The sequence below is a fragment of the Pseudarthrobacter sp. SSS035 genome (genome assembly GCF_023273875.1).
GTDB lineage: Bacteria > Actinomycetota > Actinomycetes > Actinomycetales > Micrococcaceae > Arthrobacter.
Window position 1 is genome coordinate 4,659,271 of the sequence record NZ_CP096882.1, and the last position, 14,602, is coordinate 4,673,872.

The following is a 14,602-nucleotide window of genomic DNA, read 5'->3' on the forward strand; positions in this document are numbered from 1 at the left end:
TGCGCCAGCCTCCCCCAGAGAGCATTGACATGAAAAAGTACCTGACCGGCATCACCCTCGCGGCTGCTGCCGCCATTGCCCTGACCGCCTGCGGCGGGGATCCGATGAGCAGCTCCAACACCCAGACCGCCGCCTCGGGCGACAGCATCATCGTCGGTTCCGCGGACTTCCCGGAAAGCCAGCTGATTGCCAAGATCTACGCCGAGGCCCTCAACGCCAATGGTGTCCAGGTTACTGAGAAGCCGAGCATCGGCAGCCGCGAGGTCACCATTCCCGCCCTCAAGGACGGCTCCATCGACCTCATGCCCGAATACGGCGGAGCCCTTTTGCAGTACCTTGACCCCACAACCAAGGCGGTGACTTCGGATGAGGTTACCAAAGAACTCGGCACCAAGATCCCGTCCGGGCTGACTCAGCTCACGGCATCTCAAGCAGAGGACAAGGATGTCCTGGCAGTGAAGAAAGAAACAGCCGATAAGTACAACCTCAAGTCCACCAGCGATCTGCAGCGGGTGGCCGGGGAAATGGGCTTGGGTGCTGCTCCGGAGTGGAAGACCCGCCTCAACGGCGTCGCAGGGCTGAAGTCCGTCTACGGCCTTGAGTTCAAGGAATTCCTACCGCTTGACGCCGGCGGACCGCTGACGCTGAACGCCCTTCTTTCCGGCCAGGTACACGTTGGAAACCTATTCAGTACTGATCCCGCCCTGACCGCCAACAATCTCGTGGTGCTCGATGACGACAAGAACCTGTTCCTGTCCGAGAACATCGTCCCGGTCATCAACGAGAACAAGGCCACAACCACCGTCAAGGAGGTCCTGGACAAGGTCTCCGCGGCGCTGACCACTGAGGACCTCATCGAGATGAACGGCCGTGTGGCGAAGTTCGAGGACGTCGGCGAGATCGCCAAGGACTGGCTGAAGTCCAAGAATCTGGCCTAGGCCCGCCGCAGGACAACAGGAGTACACAATGACAGCCGATTTCACCACCGGTGCCCGCCCGGTCAAAGCTGCCCGCGGCACTGAGCTCACCGCCAAGAGCTGGCAGACCGAAGCGCCGCTGCGCATGCTGATGAACAACCTCGATCCCGAGGTGGCCGAACGCCCGGATGACCTGGTGGTCTACGGCGGCACGGGCCGGGCCGTCCGGTCCTGGGCGGCGTTCGATGCGATCACCCGCACCCTGGAAACCATGGAAAGCGACGAGACGCTGCTGGTCCAGTCCGGCAAGCCCGTCGGTGTGTTCCGGACCAACGAATGGGCGCCTCGTGTGCTCCTGGCCAACTCCAACCTCGTGGGCGACTGGGCCAACTGGCCCGAGTTCCGCCGCCTCGAGGCCGAGGGCCTGATGATGTATGGCCAGATGACCGCCGGGTCCTGGATCTACATCGGCACCCAGGGCATCCTGCAGGGCACCTTCGAAACCTTCGCCGCGATCGCCCGCAAACTCACCGGCGACGAGGACGGCACCCTCGCCGGAACCCTGACCCTGACCGGCGGCTGCGGCGGCATGGGCGGCGCCCAGCCGCTCGCCGTCACCCTGAACGAGGGCGCCTGCCTGATCGTCGACGTCGACGAAAGCCACCTGCGCCGCCGCGCCGGCAAACGCTACCTCGACGAGGTCGAAACGGACCTCGACACCGCCATCGCCAAGGTCCTGGCGGCCAAGGAAGAGCGCCGCGGCTGGTCCGTGGGCTACGTCGGGAACGCCGCCGAGGTCTTCCCCGAGATCCTGCGCCGCCACAACGCCGGTGAGCTCACCGTGGACATTGTCACGGACCAGACCTCGGCCCACGATCCGCTGTCCTACCTGCCCGAGGGCATCTCGGTGGGCGAATGGCACAGCGAGGCCGCCGCGGACCCGGAGGGCTTCACCAAAAAGGCCCAGGCGTCCATGGCCAAACACGTCCAGGCCATGGTCGAATTCCAGGACGCCGGCGCGGAGGTCTTCGATTACGGCAACTCCATCCGCGACGAGGCCCGCACCGGCGGCTACGCCCGGGCGTTCGAGTTTCCCGGCTTCGTCCCGGCCTACATCCGCCCGCTGTTCTGCGAGGGCCTGGGCCCGTTCCGCTGGGTGGCGCTCTCCGGCGACCCGGAGGACATCGCCGTCACCGACAAGGCCATCAAGGAACTCTTCCCCGAGAACAAGCACCTGCACCGCTGGATCGACGCGGCCCAGGAACGCGTCGAGTTCGAGGGCCTGCCGGCCCGGATCTGCTGGCTCGGCTACGGCGACCGTGCCAAGGCCGGGCTGCTGTTCAACCAGCTCGTCAAGGAAGGCAAGGTCAAGGCGCCCATCGTGATCGGCCGCGACCATCTGGACTCCGGCTCCGTCGCCTCCCCGTACCGCGAGACCGAGGCCATGGCCGACGGCTCCGACGCGATCGCCGACTGGCCGCTGCTCAACGCCCTGCTCAACACCGCCTCCGGCGCCACCTGGGTCTCCATCCACCACGGCGGCGGCGTCGGCATCGGCCGCTCCATCCACGCCGGCCAGGTCTCCGTCGCCGACGGCACCGACCTCGCCGCGCAGAAACTCGAACGCCTCCTCACCAACGACCCCGGCATGGGCGTCATCCGCCACGCCGACGCCGGCTACGACCGCGCCCTCGACGTCGCCAACGAACGCGGCGTCCGCATCGCCATGAAGGAGACAGCAGCGAACGCGGGCAGGTAGCCCGCAAGCAGTTGGCCTCTACATCAAGGAGCCCGGTGGCCGGAGCTCTCCGGCGGCCGGGGCCGAGGGCTGAGGTCATCTGTTGGACGTTCCACTTCGGGGGACTTCGCGCTTTGGGAAGGCTGCATCGAGGGTTCACGGCGCACGATTTTCTGTGCTCGACTTGCCGACTCCAGGTGGGCTTCGAAGTGCAGTCCCAGTTGGTGGTGGCGGTCGTCCCGATATATCACTACCGTGCGACGAAGCAACGTTGTCCATGTGCACGGAGTGGAGACTGTTGCCTAGCAAGAAGCTCGGGCTCGCCGCGTCGGAGCGCACGCATAGTTTCCGGCGGCAACGGCCGGGGCGTATCCATTACTAGAGGAGCCACATTGATTGTGTATTCTGGGTCAACCACAACATCTGAAGTCGTCGCCATTGCGCGAGAACGAGCCGGTGTCGCGATCTCAACCGCTGTCATTGATTCGATCCGATTCGCCCATCATGAAGCCGCCACTCTTTCGGAACGGATCCCAACTTACGGCCGATCGACTGGCTTTGGCGCCAACAAAACTGCCGTAGTTGACGAGAAGGACAGCGCGCACGGGATGCGTCTTCTTCGAAGTAGCGCTGTCGATTCCGGAAGTCCGCTACCCGAAGACGCCGTCCGGGCGATGCTTGCCGTGCGCCTGTCGCAGCTGTGCACCCCTGGAGCGGGCCTCGAAGACCGTATCCTGCCAGCACTTGCCTCTATGCTCAACGCCAATTCTCTGCCCACGATCCGCGAGTTCGGCTCAGTTGGTTCGGCTGACCTTTCAGCTCTTTGTGGGGCAGCGCTTACGTTGCTGGGTGAGCGGCCCGCCACCGGCCCTCTCGAGCCCATGGCGGCCTGGGGAAAGGACAGCGCACTGCCCTTTGTCTCTAGCAACGCCCTGACTATCGGCCGTGCAGTTCTTGCCGCTCACGATCTCCGCCAGACAGTTGATGCAGAGCTTGTGACATACGCACTCACCTTCACGGGGCTTTCGGGCAACCCTTCCCCCTTTAGCGATGCCTCGGCCAAAGGCACCGCAGCTGAAGGAGCACAGCGATTTGCTGAGAGAATGCGGAACATCGTTGGCGCTGATCATAGTCCGTCGCGCATACAGGACCCGTACGGGCTGCGTGCTTTTTTGCCGTCCACCATAGGCCTTATTAATGCTATGGACAAGATCGAGGAGTTGCTGTCGCGACTCATTGTCGCAGCTCAGGAGAATCCTCTCTTCGTGTATAACGAAGACGGCAGGGGGGTCGCTGTTGAGCACAGTGCTGGATTCCACCAGGCTCCGTTGTCGTTGGCTCTCGACGGTGTCAAAATTGCTTTGGCCCAGACTGTTCCTCTGAGTATGTCCAGAATTCGGATGATGACAGAGCCGGAATACACGTTACTAAACCCGTTCCTGGCAGTCGGGGAGGAGAGTGCTTCCGGCGTCATGACGATTGAATACGTTGTCGGCAGCGCCTATGGGGCAATACATACAGCTGCCCATCCCAGCAGCCTGGCAACTGTGGTTTTGTCGAGGGGCACGGAGGAGGACGCAAGCTTTGCGAGCGAGGGAGTGGTTCAGCTGGAGAGAGCTGTTCGCGCCTATCGCTCTGTAGTAGCAGGTGAACTCGTTATCGCTACACGCCTACTGCGGCAACGGGGCCTAGTACCAACTGACATGCGTTCGGCTACTACGTCGGACGCGTACGAAATGGCGCTCTCGTTGCCCCAGGATGACTCTGACCGCGATCAAAGAGAGGATCTGGAAGCCGCGGAAGGAATTCTTGAGCGACTAGCCAGTTTGGGACGCTAGTCCCGCCCCGAGCGCTTTGGCGTCCACCGAAGACGTCCGCACGCGCTCTTGCGGGATGCATGCCTTGGCGGGAGCGCGCAGAAGGTATCGCCGGATGCTGCGGGGGCCACCTCGCGATCCGTCGTAGCGGGGGAGAGGTTTAGCGGAACCGTCCAAGCGGCCGACAATTCCTCGAGTAGCGCTCGGCGGTCCGAAAGCGGAACACGGCGAATGCCGTGCCCAGCCATGGCCAGCAGATCGAACACGGCGAACGATGCCGGGTGCACTTTCGGGTTCCGTTCCCCGTCGATCAGCGCTGCCATCATCTCCCGCCCGGACACCCCGAAAATGTCTGAGGCAACTACGGAGAGCTTAATGCACGCATCCTCAAGGAGTTTCTCGACCCGGTTCTTCTCCGCCGTCCGCGTTCCGACCAGATCAATCCGGTACCGGGTCAGGTCCCGGAGCCTGCGGATCGGGGCGGGCGGGACGAAACTGGGCCGCAGCATCTGCCGTTCGGCGACCTTGCACAGCCAGATGGAATCGAGCACGTCGGTCTTCGGACGTCCCGGCAGATGCCTGACGTCGCGCGCGTTGACCAGCCACGGCTCGAGCCCGTGCGCCTCGAGGACGTAGAACACGGTTTCCAGTAATCGCTGGTCGCCTCCATCACCACCCGCTCGATACGGAGGTCGACGAGATGGTTGGCCAGCTCCGCCAGCGAACGGCTCATCGTCGAATGCGTGGACACCTCCTGTAACCGCTTCTTCGGGTTCCCTTCCGCGGGGACCCGGACACAACAGACGAGTTCGGCCTTGCCAATGTCGATCGCGGCGACCCTGGCAATGATCTGTTCCTCATCCTGGGATTCAGCCAGCATGGTACTGCTCATCTCCTCACAGCGCGGACCTGTTGATTATCGAAGCGGCCGCCCCGTGGGGATCACCAGGGAAAACGGAATCTAATCCGCGTTCTCGACAACAAACAATGAAGGGCCCACAGCGTGACCCCCAACGCCCGGCTAATTGACGGCCTCAACGAACCATAGAAAGACGGCGTCGGCAGGCGGCCACGGCACCATTTTCAGCCCGGAACGGGCGTCCGGCAAGGACACAAAGGCAAATTGGTTTTTCGCGGTCCAGTTGTCCCAGTAGCGTTTCGGCGTCATGCCGTCCAGGGATCCGTGGGGCCGTTCATGATTGTAGATAGCTTTCCATTCCTCGGCCAAATATATGGCTTCGGCCATGGTGTCCATGATTTCTCCGGAGAGTTGTTCCCTTTTGAACTGGGCGTTGAAGGATTCGATGAAGGTCTTGTCGATCAGAGTGGAGACCGAGACAGTCGAGTCGTTCCGGGTTGCCGCGAGCACTGCGAGCACCGCCTCAACAATCCGGTCCTCAACCCGCGGAGTCCCATTGCCCCCGGTGAGGGTCCGGCGGTCGATGAGTCCGTAGACACCATGCCTCTCATATTGCTGCTGTTTCCGCTGAAGGCTACGCACGGATGCCTTATAACCGGCGGCAGACAGTTCGCTGACCTTCCGGGCTTCGCGGCTTTGTTTGGAAGTGCCAGGTCCGTAGCCGGGACGGGGGACTGCGCCCGGCGCATCGGGGTCCGGGACACCGAACGTGATTTCGTTGAGTTGTTCGACCCACCAGCGGGCGGTTTCCAAGTCGGCCTTGCTGACCGTGGCGGTCAACGAAAGGTCCTCCGTGTGGTCAACGGGCTCAGGTCGGTCAGCCACGCTGATTTCGTCGGCAAGGAAGGCTACGTCCACCCATACGGTGTCGTTATCGGCAAGGCGGCGCAGCATCGCCGCCCGTGGCCGGGCCGCGACGACGAGGTATTCCTCGTCCTGCCACGTCAACAGGTCGCCCAGGTTCAGGCGCAGCATCGATTCTCCTCGAGTTGGGGAACTGTCGTAGCGACGGTGTCGAAGTCCAGACGCTCGGTCGGATCAACAGACAGCCGCCGGTGCCAGATCAAGTGCTTGATGAAAGGCATCGCCAATGCTGGAAACCGCCGGTTCACCATCTCCCGGCCCTCGCCGAGGGTTCGTCCGCCTGAGAAGACATTGCCGATCTGCTCGGACATCACAGGGTCGGGATGAGAGCGTGAATGCCGTGCGTTTCGCAGGAAGGCAAGATTGGCGGCCAGGATCCGATCCGGCTCGTGGAGGACCGTGTGACGCCAACCGGCCATCTCGCAAACACGCGCCGTCTCCTCGAACTGATCACGGACCACCTCGGTCATCCGTCTGGCCGGCTTCACGTCATGGACCACTTGAACCAACGAGGCTTAGGACGGTGGAGATCAGCATGATGACCATTACTGGAAGGAACCAGCGGAGGATGCGTTGAAGCCTCCGTTGCAGTTCTTCCTTTGTTGCCACCATTGCCTCCATTAGTCGGGCTGCCATCCGTGAGGCCCGTTCCAGATCTCTAGGGAGTGGCTATCGATCGATTCCGATGGTGTCAGTCATTATCCGCGTCGCCTAGATTCTTGGATAGCGGGACCAGGGCTCGGCGGCCGCGGTTGCGTGCTTCTGGGTCACTTGATAGCTGTAGCCGAGCATTTCGGCGACGAGCGGGGCCGGAACTTCGGTGACGAGCGCGCGGAGGGATGCGTTGCGTGCACCGAGGAGGTTGATGCCGATTTCCCTGAGGCGCTCCATGAGCGTGTTTGGGTGGATGTGTTGCCCGGGCCGGTAGCCGGGGAACAACCATTCGCTGCCTGAACTGCTGCCGGTGCGCAAGTTGGGGCGTGCGGCCAGGTGTTCTGTGAGCAGTGACGCGAACGGCTCCGGTACTGGTGCAGGGTCGCCTTCGCCGAGGGACAGGCGCAGGCCGTCGGGCGTGAGGATCACGTCGGTGCTTCTCATCGCGGCGATCTTCACGACCGGCTGGGCGTAGAGCAGCAGGAGAGTGGCGGCGACCCGGTAAGGCAGGGTGTCTATGTTGTCGGTCAGGCAGGCTTTGAGCATTCCGAGCCGCTGGCCCTGGGTGAGCAGTGGCACGGTCTTGGCCTGCCGGAATCCGATGGTGATGTTGGTGCAGGTCCGGTTCTTGACCGCCCAGACGACGAAGGTTCTGATGGCGTGCCTTGTGGTCGGGCCGTCGGCCAGCCAAGCGTCGACGTCGGCCTGGACGCACGAGGCGACGGTCCGTCCGTGGGTGAGCTTGAGCCAGTTGAGGAATTTTATGGTTTCGCTGATTTCCTGCTTCGCGCTGTGTACGGGACCGCGGGTGGGCTTCCCTCTGCGGAGAGGCTCCGGATGCGTCGCAGGTGGTGCCACCGGGCAAAGGATTCAACGGGTCGTCTGATGTCGACGTCGTCAACGTTCGCGAGCTTGCTCGTGAGCCAGCGTTGAAAGAGCGCGAGGTAGTGGTCCCTCTCCGGGAGTAACTTGTGGTGGGTGAGCAGGCTGCGCATGTGTTCCACCCGCAGGCTGTTTGGTTCCTTGTCCAGAGCTTCATGGCTGAGGGGGATCTCGCCGGTGGCAAGCCGGGCTAGCAAATCGCGGACACCGGTTTTACGCAGCCACGTGAGGATGCTTTCGGGGCGCTGGGCTCCGCAGAGCGCGCCAAGCAGTTTCGTCGCCGTGGTTTCCTATCCCCGGGCCTCGTCGACGCGCAACAGGACGGTGAGGTCGTCCCGAAGTGAGCAGCGTGCGCAAATGTTCTGGCGGTAATGCTCGGTTTCCGTGCCGCAGCCGGAGCAGTGGTAGTCCTGGGTGATACCTGCGCAATCGACACAGACCGGTTGGTCGCTGTGGGCAGCAAACCTTCCCGGGAGCATGCGCTCCGTTCGGCAGTCGGGGCAGGGCCCGTGAGTGCGCATGGCGACGGTGAAGCAGGTCCCGCAGACCCTGCCTTCTGGCCAGCTGGCGCGGTGCCTGCCGGCTGTCCGTGAGCATCTGTCGCAGGTGAAGTCTCCTGTCGTGCGGGGCCGGCCGCGGACGGCAAGCCGCGGTGTGATTTCAGCCGTCATCGCGGATCACGCGGGCACGTTTTGGCCGGATGGTCTTGTTCAGGTCCACGACATTGGCGTCGGAGGCGGCCTTGCGGACCTTGGCGTCTGTTGCAATGACGGTGACCAGGTCCTCGGGTCCGCAGGAGAAGATATCGCAGAGGGCGGCGACCATCATCAGCGAGACACGTTCCGGGCGCTGGGTGACCAGCCGATATACCTGGGAGGCCGAGAGCTCGATGCCGCGTTCCTTCAGCAACGGGCCCAGGTCGGTGCTGTTGTGCATTCCGCGGGCTGCCATGAGTTCGGCGAGCCGCCACCGGTAGTCGATCTCTCGTTTCATGAGGTTCAGTCTTCCATTCCGGCAAGGGCGTCCCGGACGGTGGAGTCCAGGGCCCGGCGCAGCGTTTTGACCCGGTAGTCGCTGGAGACGGAGGTATAGAGGGCCGTGGTCGAGGCGTGTTCGTGTCCAGCCTGGTGCTGGACGAACAGGGGGTCCATGCCGGCTTCGATCAGGTGGGTGACGTAGGAGCGGCGCAGCGAGTGGATGTCCAGGCCGGGGGAGAGGCCCAGGTCTTGGCAGTAGCGGTTGAACCTGCGGTTCAGCGCGGTCTCGGAAACCAGAGTGCCGCGTTCGGAGGGGAACAGGTCCAGCCCGTCGGTCATGTGCGGGTGGCCGCGTTCCAGCCAGTCGGCGATGATCTCCGCCGACCAGTCAAACACTGTCAGGACGCTGCGGCGTTTCGGGGGAGAGCCCCGCATGGCCTTGCCATAGCGGACCTGCAGCACCCCGTACTTGCCAAACTCCCGCGCGTGGGGGTTCCTGGAAAAATCCACAGTCTGCAGGTGTCTGACCTCATTGCGTCGCAGCCCCCAGCAGTAGGCCACCTTGAACAGGACAGCGTCGCGGTAGGCCGGCAGCCAGCCCTTGCGGCCCAGAGTCGCGATCCGGTCCACCTCGTCATCGGCTCGGTCAAAGAAGGCCTGCAACTCCTGCCTGGTGAACGGGCGCCGGACAGGAGCTGACTCTGTCGCCTGCGCATGGACCGCGGTGTTCCAGTCAAAACATACCTGTGCAGGGTGCGTTCCGAAGTACTGTTCACAGACCCGGTCCCAGCCATACTCAGGCGACGCCGCATAGGCGCAGAACGCCCTCAGCGCTGCCTGATAGCTCCGGATTGTGGACTGGGCGGCACGCTTCACGCTGCGCAGATCCCCGAAGAACTCGTCCACGTGGGCCGGCGTCCACTGCCACGGATACTCATTCGTGGACTCCTGGAACCGCGTCACCACCCGTTCCCGGCCCTCGATCGTGCCAAACGACAGGTTCCTACTCAGCTGCTGGTTGCGCCAGCCCGTGAGCATCTGTGTGAACACGTGGTCCTCCGGGTGAAGGAAACGCACAGCGCCGAAGTCGAGCACCCGCCCCGCTAAATCGACCGCCACGAACCCTCCTGATACATTGCATTGGATGCAAGAATCAAGCAATTAATGCAGAATCCGCGCAAATCCGCGGATCAGAGGGCCATTCCAGCTTGATGCCCTCCAGCTTTTGAGGGCTGCTTCGTGGACCTACGAGTAGCCCCGCCGACCATTCGCGTGGTGTTTCCGCAGGTCACAGGCATATTCCTACTTCAAGTGACGCGGTACCGGGTGGCAATGGGCGGAGGAGGTGTGATCGTGCATCGGATGCAATAATCACTGTTCTACTTTACGTAACGTCAACTATCGGCCGTCGTCGCCTGTCGGGGGTTGCCCATCTGGGCGGCGACGTATGGCTCTGGCATTGGGGTGACGCGGGGAATGCGCCGGCGTGATCCGCATTATAGCGCGGCCCTGACGTCCTCCGGTCCTTTGGCATGGGAACAACGGCGCATTGGTGTACGTTGCAGTCTCGTTAGAAAGAACATCGTAGAAAACTTCAGAAATGAGAATCACTTAAAGTGGCAACCGATTACGACGAAGTCCGTTCCGACGTCAAGGAATCGCAGGACCGTTCCCTGGAGGCATTGCAGTCCGCGAACGCCCCGGATGCCCGCAGCGTCGTCACTGAACTGGACGAAGCGGATGCACTCGATGAGGGCCTGACACCCGGGGGAGAGATCGTCGCCGAGGAGCTCATCGTTCAGGTCATTCCCCAGGCCGCGGACGAGTTCACCTGCTATTCCTGTTTCCTCGTCCGGCACCGGTCCCAACTCGCACGCGAAAGCAACGGCCACTCCTACTGCATCGAGTGCGAGGGCTAGGAGAGATTCCTTCGCCAGGACGCAGCATTCGACAGCAGCCCAATTGGCGTGAGAGATTCTCCATTTTCGGCATGTGAAAGATCCCCGGAAATGCGGGGGATGAGCCCGCCTGAGCGGCCGTTTCGGCGGCGCAAGCGGTGTTTCGTCGGTAACCTTTTCCCAGGCGTCGGGGATTGCTGCTGGGGTCAGGCCGCCTGGGCAGTCATTACTCCAAGAGGCGCAGCATCGTCTGGGGTGAGGATGCTCAGCGTGTAGTCGGACTGGAGCGGATCGACATCGGCAGGCAGATGGTGGGACCGCGAGCAGGTCCGGAGTTCTTCCAACGCGTCGGGCTCGATCCGGGCCCGGGTCATATCGAGCTCCAGGGTCATGCCCGCGGTGAGCGAGTTGGCGCGCTTCATGACGCCATACAGGCCGTGGACGCTTTTGGAGGTCACATGGCCCTGCGCTGAAACCTGGGCCTTGGCGCAGTCGAGGTCAACCCGGACCAGCACGCGAAGCTTGTCTGTCGTCACGAAAATTTCTCCGCTCTAAGTCGGGTGCCACAACGCTGTGGCGCCCCGGACAACCATAGACCAAATGTGATCCAGGCAATACTCCTGCCGTGTTAGGTTTTGCTGCGCCCGGACGTGGGGCGCCGCCCAGAGTGACAAAAAGTTGCCTCAAGCAACCAGCTTTACATAAGGTGGGTTATCGGCGTTAAAGTAGGACGAGTTCAAACAGATGAGAGAACCCGTCCACGTGCGCTTTGCCGTGTTTTCGCAGGTCAGGCCTAGCTTTGGGATGGCACATGCGAAACGAGGGTTGCTGCGGCTCGCGCGTAGTCATGCGGATTAGCGGCGTAATCTCTCATTAGATGAGAGATTCTCGCGTAGAGTTTGGTTCGTGAATATTGAAGCCGGACGAATTCCGGCCTTTCTGACCAACGCGAATGTCGGGTTGCTGCGTGCTGAAGATCGCGTCTTTGAGGCGATGTTGGATGGCTGGCGTGCCCAGATGCTGGCCCGTGGCCTCTCGACGTCGTACATCAAGAGCTCATGCGGGACGGTTCAGCGCTTTCAGGAGCACGCGAACGAATATCCGTGGACCTGGTCGGCGCATCACGTGGATGAGTTCCTGGCCGACCGTCGCAGCTCCGACAAAGGTCTGGCGCTGTCGACGCTGCGTGCCAATTCCGGTGCCATCAGGGCCTTTTGCTCCTACCTGACTGACGGCCGCTACGGGTGGGCAGCCTTCTGCGAACGGGTGTTTGCGGACATCCCGGTGCAGGTCGTGTTCGAGTGGAATTCACCTCGCCACACCACCGACGATGCCATGCCAGCACGCCGCCGGGCGTTCACCAAGGCCGAACTCCAGACGTTCTTCGATGCCGCCGACGACCTGGTCGACACCGAATTCGCCAAGAGTTCAAAGCGCTGGCTTCCTGCGCTGCGAGACTCGACGGCTTTCAAGATCGCCTATGCCTACGGGCTGCGGCGGCGCGAGCTGGCGATGCTCGAGTATGTCGATTTCGGGCCCAACCCTCACGTTGAGGCTTTCGGCCGGTTCGGAGCACTCCAGGTGCGCTGGGCCAAGGGAACCAAGGGCTCAGGGCCCCGCCGCCGGACAGTACTGACGGTCCCCGAGTTCGACTGGGTGGTAGGGCTCCTGGAGTACTGGCTCTCCCCTGACGGCCGCAAACGTTTCCCAACCGCCGACCGGTCCGCCAGCCTGTGGCCCTCTGAACGCTCCGGCTCCACGGTTTACCGCAACTTCGACCGCTCCTTTCAACGCGTGAGGAAAAACGCCGGGCTCCCGGAGGAACTGACCCTGCACACGCTGCGGCACTCATACGTAACGCATCTGATCGAGGCCGGCTACGACCCTCTGTTCATCCAGCAACAGGTCGGGCACAGCTACTCCTCCACTACAGCCCTCTATACTTCCGTGTCGGCGGACTTCAAACAGAAGACCATCCAAAAAATGATCGCCCAGCGGCTACGCAACGGCGGCACTGACGAGGGGAACGGCCATGGCTGAACAGCGACGGATCGGCTACCGCTGGAACCTTCGGCAACTGATGGCCCAACGTAACCTCTGGAAAACCACCGAGCTCCTCCCCCTACTAAAGACCCGGGGCATCAACCTCTCCAACGCCCAGGTCCACCGGCTCGTCACCGGAACACCCGAACGCATCCCTGCCCAGACCTTCGCGGCCCTCTGCGACATCCTGGAATGCACACCCAACGACCTGTTCGAACCCTACGTCCAGATGCGCGCCGCCAAGACTGCCAATGCACCGAAGAGGCCGGAAGACCTGGGGATCCAGCCCGGTGCGCCGATCGCACGCCGGATCCGCCTCATGCCACCGAAAGAAGATGCCTAGACCACGAAAAGCCAGTGACCCCGCAACATGGCCCGAACCATGCGGGCGCTGCGCCGAACACCATCAAATCGCGGTCCGCTGGCCCGACGGCGGAATCTGCGGCTACTGCTACCAGCAGGCCAAAAGAACGCGCGGCACTTGTGCCTGCGGCCACGAGGGCGTCCTGCCTGGCCGCGTCGACACCATGCCGGCATGCCGAAAGTGCTCCGGCGTCAGTCTCAACGTCGACTGCATCGGGTGCGGCAACGAAGACGAGCTCCACTCCGGCAACCGGTGCTGGGCATGCATTCTCTCGGCCACTGTCGACCGGCTCCTCAGCCCACCAGACAACCAAGCGCCGCCCTCCCCCGCTCTCCAGGCAGTCGCCACGGCCCTGAAATCCATGAAACGCGCCAACAGCGGCCTGACCTGGATCCAGCAACCGCACGTCACCGCGTTCCTCCAACAACTGGCGGCCGCGCCTGTGATCACACACGCCCGCCTCGACGAACTACCGGCATCCCGCACCCGCGAATACGTCCGCGGCCTCCTCGTCGAACACAATGCTTTGCCACGCCGCGATGAACTCAGCGCGAGGTTTAGCGATTGGGCCGAGCAGGCACTCGAGCGGATCACCAGCCAGAACCATCGCGACATCACCCGGCGTTACATCCGCTGGCATCACCAGCGCCGCATGAACCAGATGGACGAAGTCACTCAAGGCACGTTCCTCCGGGCCAAACAATCGGTCACCGTCGCCATCGACCTGCTGAACTGGCTCACCGAGCACGACACTGAACTTGCGGAAGTGAACCAAGCGCACTTGGACCGGTGGCAGGCTGAAGGCCCAACGACGCGAGGCATCGCCTCACGCTTCCTCGACTGGGCAATCAGGACCAGCCTCATCGACCCCTCTTTGAAGCTGCAGCCTCACCGTCGCGGCACCAGCCCCCGGCTGGACGCCGCCAGGCAAACAGAAATCATGCACAGCCTGGGCCACACGACCGACATGAACCTCCGGGATCGCGCAGCAGCCATCCTCGTCATGGTCTTCGGCCAGCAGGTCTCCGACATCGTCCAACTGACGTGGGACAACGTCACGGTGACAGAGGAACTCGTTACCATCACCTTCGGAACCGTCGAGATCGCTCTCACATCGCCGCTCGATGAGCCCTGGCGCGAACTGGCGGCCACCCCGACCCATGATCAAACAGCAGCGCACCCCAACAGCAACTGGGTGTTCCGCGGCGGCGCCCCCGGCCGGCACCTTCGGGCCTCGACCCTCACCCAGCGACTCAGCACCCTTTTCAGCAGCCGGGCGGCCAGGCTCGGAACACTGCACGAACTCACCAAACTCGCCCCGGTAGCCATCATCGCGGAAGCCCTTGGCTACGCCCCGGCCACGATTGATCGCCATGCGCTGGCATCGTCGGCAAACTACATGGAATACATGTCGGCCCTATCATCGCAAGCGACAAGCTAGCCCGCCCGACAAGCAAGCCAGACCCGAGAATTCCACCCAGCATTTTGTCTAAGCGACTGATCCTCGTTATGGACAGTCAACAAGTGAT

The 14,602-nt window shown here is 62.7% G+C and carries 13 protein-coding genes and 1 pseudogene; 7 read left to right on the top strand and 7 right to left on the bottom strand.

The genetic code is table 11. The annotated features are described in order from the left end of the window. Positions 1–29: 29 nt before the first annotated feature. The 3 genes from MUN23_RS21660 (at position 30) to MUN23_RS21670 (ending at position 4,493) form a co-directional block, all read left to right on the top strand. On the top strand, positions 30–938 hold the full coding sequence (locus MUN23_RS21660) for an ABC transporter substrate-binding protein (RefSeq protein ID WP_248761069.1): 909 nt from the start codon (positions 30–32) through the stop codon (positions 936–938). 28 nt (positions 939–966) lie between these two features. Then, a complete protein-coding gene (locus MUN23_RS21665; protein WP_248761070.1) occupies positions 967–2,676 on the top strand; it encodes a urocanate hydratase in 1,710 nt (569 codons plus the stop codon). A gap of 377 nt (positions 2,677–3,053) precedes the next feature. Beyond that, positions 3,054–4,493 (top strand): aromatic amino acid lyase, encoded by a 1,440-nt coding sequence (locus MUN23_RS21670; protein WP_248764170.1) that lies wholly within the window; start codon positions 3,054–3,056, stop codon positions 4,491–4,493. Here MUN23_RS21670 and MUN23_RS21675 read toward each other — a convergent pair. From MUN23_RS21675 to MUN23_RS21700, 6 genes and pseudogenes are all read right to left on the bottom strand, one after another. After that, complete coding sequence (locus tag MUN23_RS21675; RefSeq protein ID WP_248761071.1) at positions 4,490–5,113, bottom strand: transposase; 624 nt, start codon at positions 5,111–5,113, stop codon at positions 4,490–4,492. The genes MUN23_RS21670 and MUN23_RS21675 overlap by 4 nt on opposite strands. A 476-nt stretch (positions 5,114–5,589) precedes the next feature. Then, positions 5,590–5,781: pseudogene (locus MUN23_RS21680) on the bottom strand (integrase core domain-containing protein); the annotation flags it as partial. Positions 5,782–6,353: 572 nt separating this feature from the next. Continuing rightward, positions 6,354–6,725: a hypothetical protein gene (locus MUN23_RS21685; protein WP_248761073.1), complete on the bottom strand. Its 372-nt coding sequence runs from the start codon at positions 6,723–6,725 to the stop codon at positions 6,354–6,356. A gap of 241 nt (positions 6,726–6,966) precedes the next feature. Beyond that, a complete protein-coding gene (locus MUN23_RS21690) occupies positions 6,967–7,767 on the bottom strand; it encodes a hypothetical protein (protein ID WP_248761075.1) in 801 nt (266 codons plus the stop codon). Positions 7,768–8,451: 684 nt separating this feature from the next. Next, the gene (locus MUN23_RS21695; RefSeq protein ID WP_248761076.1) at positions 8,452–8,784 is read right to left on the bottom strand and encodes a helix-turn-helix transcriptional regulator; all 333 of its coding nucleotides are present in this window, start codon (positions 8,782–8,784) and stop codon (positions 8,452–8,454) included. A gap of 5 nt (positions 8,785–8,789) precedes the next feature. Then, the gene (locus MUN23_RS21700) at positions 8,790–9,887 is read right to left on the bottom strand and encodes a site-specific integrase (protein WP_248761078.1); all 1,098 of its coding nucleotides are present in this window, start codon (positions 9,885–9,887) and stop codon (positions 8,790–8,792) included. Positions 9,888–10,384: 497 nt separating this feature from the next. Between MUN23_RS21700 and MUN23_RS21705 the strand changes: the two genes are divergently transcribed. After that, positions 10,385–10,687: a DUF4193 domain-containing protein gene (locus tag MUN23_RS21705; RefSeq protein WP_248761080.1), complete on the top strand. Its 303-nt coding sequence runs from the start codon at positions 10,385–10,387 to the stop codon at positions 10,685–10,687. Between the two features lie 185 nt (positions 10,688–10,872). On the opposite strand, the gene MUN23_RS21710 is transcribed toward MUN23_RS21705, so the two are convergent. Then, a complete protein-coding gene (locus MUN23_RS21710) occupies positions 10,873–11,202 on the bottom strand; it encodes a hypothetical protein (RefSeq protein WP_248761082.1) in 330 nt (109 codons plus the stop codon). Positions 11,203–11,572: 370 nt separating this feature from the next. Here MUN23_RS21710 and MUN23_RS21715 point away from each other — a divergent pair, with 370 nt between their 5' ends. The 3 genes from MUN23_RS21715 to MUN23_RS21725 all read left to right on the top strand — a co-directional run bounded on the left by MUN23_RS21715 (position 11,573) and on the right by MUN23_RS21725 (position 14,514). Continuing rightward, the gene (locus tag MUN23_RS21715) at positions 11,573–12,706 is read left to right on the top strand and encodes a site-specific integrase (RefSeq protein ID WP_248761084.1); all 1,134 of its coding nucleotides are present in this window, start codon (positions 11,573–11,575) and stop codon (positions 12,704–12,706) included. Next, positions 12,699–13,052 (top strand): helix-turn-helix transcriptional regulator, encoded by a 354-nt coding sequence (locus tag MUN23_RS21720; protein WP_248761086.1) that lies wholly within the window; start codon positions 12,699–12,701, stop codon positions 13,050–13,052. The genes MUN23_RS21715 and MUN23_RS21720 overlap by 8 nt, the downstream gene beginning before the upstream one ends. Before the next feature lie 382 nt (positions 13,053–13,434). Then, a complete protein-coding gene (locus tag MUN23_RS21725; RefSeq protein WP_248761087.1) occupies positions 13,435–14,514 on the top strand; it encodes a tyrosine-type recombinase/integrase in 1,080 nt (359 codons plus the stop codon). The last annotated feature ends 88 nt before the right edge of the window (positions 14,515–14,602 follow it).

Bases quoted from the DNA above. Each gene is read 5' to 3' on its own strand.
- MUN23_RS21660 (WP_248761069.1), top strand. From the start codon at position 30: ATGAAAAAGTACCTGACCGGCATCACCCTCGCGGCTGCTGCCGCCATT.
- MUN23_RS21665 (WP_248761070.1), top strand. From the start codon at position 967: ATGACAGCCGATTTCACCACCGGTGCCCGCCCGGTCAAAGCTGCCCGC.
- MUN23_RS21685 (WP_248761073.1), bottom strand. From the start codon at position 6,725: ATGACCGAGGTGGTCCGTGATCAGTTCGAGGAGACGGCGCGTGTTTGC.
- MUN23_RS21695 (WP_248761076.1), bottom strand. From the start codon at position 8,784: ATGAAACGAGAGATCGACTACCGGTGGCGGCTCGCCGAACTCATGGCA.
- MUN23_RS21720 (WP_248761086.1), top strand. From the start codon at position 12,699: ATGGCTGAACAGCGACGGATCGGCTACCGCTGGAACCTTCGGCAACTG.
- MUN23_RS21725 (WP_248761087.1), top strand. From the start codon at position 13,435: ATGAAACGCGCCAACAGCGGCCTGACCTGGATCCAGCAACCGCACGTC.